This window comes from Streptomyces sp. URMC 126, assembly GCF_051386555.1.
Classification (GTDB): domain Bacteria; phylum Actinomycetota; class Actinomycetes; order Streptomycetales; family Streptomycetaceae; genus Streptomyces.
This window is the reverse complement of the sequence record NZ_JBPQTX010000521.1, coordinates 1-2,908: the sequence shown is the minus strand read 5'-3', so window position 1 is coordinate 2,908 and position 2,908 is coordinate 1. Positions and strand designations below refer to the sequence as shown.

2 protein-coding genes are annotated in these 2,908 nt (G+C 75.3%); both read right to left on the bottom strand.

Features of this window, described 5'->3' with window-relative positions:
* Positions 1-931, bottom strand: a 931-nt coding sequence (locus tag ACSNOK_RS32220; RefSeq protein WP_436784333.1) for a DMT family transporter, incomplete at its 3' end; no start/stop codon positions are given.
* A gap of 62 nt (positions 932-993) precedes the next feature.
* A complete protein-coding gene (locus tag ACSNOK_RS32215) occupies positions 994-1,767 on the bottom strand; it encodes an ArsR/SmtB family transcription factor (protein ID WP_436784332.1) in 774 nt (257 codons plus the stop codon).
* Positions 1,768-2,908: the final 1,141 nt, after the last annotated feature.

The window sequence follows — 2,908 nt, the reverse complement described above, 5'->3', positions numbered from 1 at the left end:
GGCCGGGGCTCGGTTCCGTGTTCTCCGGGTGGCGCGGGCGGCGGGGGCGGGAGCGGGAGACCGCCACGCCCACCAGGCACAGCGCACCGCCCGCGAGCGTCAGCCAGACGGGTACCTCGTCCAGGAAGATCCACCCGAGGACCACCACGATCGCCGGCACGGCGTACGTCGTCGCGCCCATCTTGCCGACCGGCGTACGGGCCAGGGCGAAGTTCCAGGTGGTGAACGCGAGGGCGGTCGGGACGACGCCGAGGTAGACCATGTTCAGGGTCGCGGAGGCCGGGGCCGGGGGCAGTTCGGCCGCCAGCCGGCCCGCGAACGGCAGGCACGTGGCCGTACCGACGAGGCAGCTGAAAGCGGTGATCTGCAAGGGGCTGCCGTAGGAGAGCGCGGGCTTCTGCGCGATCACGCCCGTCGCGTACGCCGCGGCCGCCAGCAGGCACAGCACCACGCCCAGGACCGGCGTCGAGCCCGAGGACCCCGCCGACTGGGACAGGCCGACGACCACCGCGCCGGCGAACGACACGGCCATGCCCGCGACGAGCCGGGGCGGCAGCGCCTCGCCCAGCAGCCGGGCCGCGAGCAGGGCCATCAGGATGGGCCCGATGTTGACGAGCAGGGCGGCGGTGCCCGCGTCGACCAGCCGCTCGCCCCAGTTGAGGGCGGTCATATAGCCGCCGAACCAGACCACACCGGAGACGATGATTCCCCGCCAGGCTCCGCGCGGTGGAACCCCTTCCCGGCGGACCGCCAGCAGCAGGACCAGGGTCACGGACGCGGTGGCCAGCCGGCCCAGCGCGAGGGCGCCGGGCGAGAAGGCGGCCCCCGCGCTGCGTATGGACACGAAGGCGGACGCCCAGGCCAGTACGGAGAAGCACACCGCGCCGACCGTGAGGGCGGTGGTCGGGAGGAGGGCGGGGCGGGAAGTCATGAGTGCCACTGTAAGGGCAATACGTTTCGGTGACTACCGAAATGTTTTCCCTCGGTGGGGTCTCAGACCCACGCCGTGGCGTCGAGCCCCAGCAGGTCCTTGAACACGCGCTCGCCGGCCCGGGTGACCAGGAGAGCCCGGCCGCCCTCGGCCGGGCGTGCCACCCACCCCTCCCGCAGGGCCCGCGCGCACAGGCGGGCGGCGGCGACGCCGCCGAAGTGGCGGCGGCGTTCGGTCCAGTCCAGGCACGAGCTCGCCACCGGCCGCCGGCCGGGCCGGGTGAGGTCGATGTCGGCGCGGGCGAACCAGGCCCGGCCCTCCTCCGTCAGCTCGAACACGCCGTCCGTGCGCAGCAGTCCGCGCTCCTCGAAGGCGTCCGTCACCGCGAGGCCGAAGCGTCCCGCGAAGTGGTCGTAACAGGTCCGGGCGCGGGCCAGCGGGTCCGGCGCCGACACCACCGGCACCGCGTGCGGGGCGTCCCGGCCGGGGAGGGCGTGCGCGGCGAGGCCGTCGACCAGCCGGGCGGTGGCCGCGTCGGCGATCCGGACGTGGCTGCGCCGCCCCTGCCGTTCGATCACGCAGACTCCCGCGGCGACCAGCTTTGTCAGGTGGCCGCTGACGGTGGAGGGCGCGACGTCGGCCATCCGCGCCAGCTCGCCCGCGGTCCAGGCGCGGCCCTCCAGGAGCGCCATGCAGATGGCCGCTCTCGTCTCGTCGGCGAGCGCCGCCGCGAGCGCGGCGAGCCGCGCGGCGGGCTCGTCCGCGTCGCCGGGCCCGGCGGGGGTGGTGGAGGCGGTGGAGGTGGCGGGAGTGGTGTGGTGGGGAGCGGGGGCCATGCTCTCAGCATGCCTCATCGTTTCGCCGGCCGCCGAAGCGGCAGGGTCTTTCGTCGGTACGCCGACCCGAGGGCGCGGGGCAGCAGGAACATGAAGGCCCACCGCGCCGCCGACGGGGAGCCGTCCCGGCGGTTTCCGGCCAGTTGCCGGCGGGCCATGGCCGCCTGTACGGCCGTGCCCGGGGCCATGGACGCGAACGTCCGCCACGGCCCGCGGCGGGAGCCGCCCACGCTGAGGGGAAAGACGATCAGCAGCAGCCCGGCCGCGGCGGGTGGTCATGGCCGGGAGGCTGAGGTGTGCGGGGCGTGGTGCGCGTGGTGCGTGGGGTGTGACTCGGTGAGGCAGCTGTGACCGAGCAGGATGCCGGCGACGCCGAGGGGGCACGTTGACCGGGGACACCGCCCGCCGGTCCGTGCCGAAGAGGTCGGCCTGGATGGCGACGGTCCCGACGACGACGGGCCCGGCGGCGCTGCCGACGGAGTTGACGGACCCGTAGAGGCCGAACGCCTTGGCGCGGGCGCCGCCTTCCAAGCCGACGCGCAAGGTGGCCACGGCCTGCGGGAGCATCACCGCCGCACCGGCGCCCTGCGCCGCGCGGGCGGCGATCGGCGTTGCGGGGCGGTGGCGAGGGCGCAGAGCGGGGCCGCGGCGGTGAACGCCGTGGTGCCGAGGACTGATGTCCGTTCGCGGCCGCTCAGGTCGTCGAGCCGGCCGCTGCCGATCAGCCCAGGCGCGAGTGCGAGCGCGCAGGCGGCGTGGATTCACCGCAGGCCGGCGGCCACGGTGTCGGTGTCCGCCTGGACGGAGGGCAGCGCGGCGGCCGGGAACGGGTTGCCAGGGGTGTCAGGGAACATGGGAAGGGTGTTCCTGTCCGGAGCGGGGGCAGGGCAAGCCGGGGTCCGCCCGTGTACGCCTCATGCAGCCCAGACCGCCGGAATACCGTCTTCGCCGCGGACAGCGCCGACCGCCCGGCGGTGCGGGCGGAGCCGGCGGGCAGAGCCTCTCGGGGGACGGCTACCGGGGCTTGGGAGATGCGTCGCCCCTCAAGAGGAATGCCGAAGACCGCGCGGAGCGCGGTTCGGGGGCGCAGGGGGCGTCCTCTGAGAGACGGTGAAGCGGGGGTGCCCCTTGGGGGAGGGCC

Excerpts from the sequence above, each read along its gene's own strand:
- ACSNOK_RS32215 (WP_436784332.1), bottom strand. The coding sequence starts at position 1,767 with ATGGCCCCCGCTCCCCACCACACCACTCCCGCCACCTCCACCGCCTCC.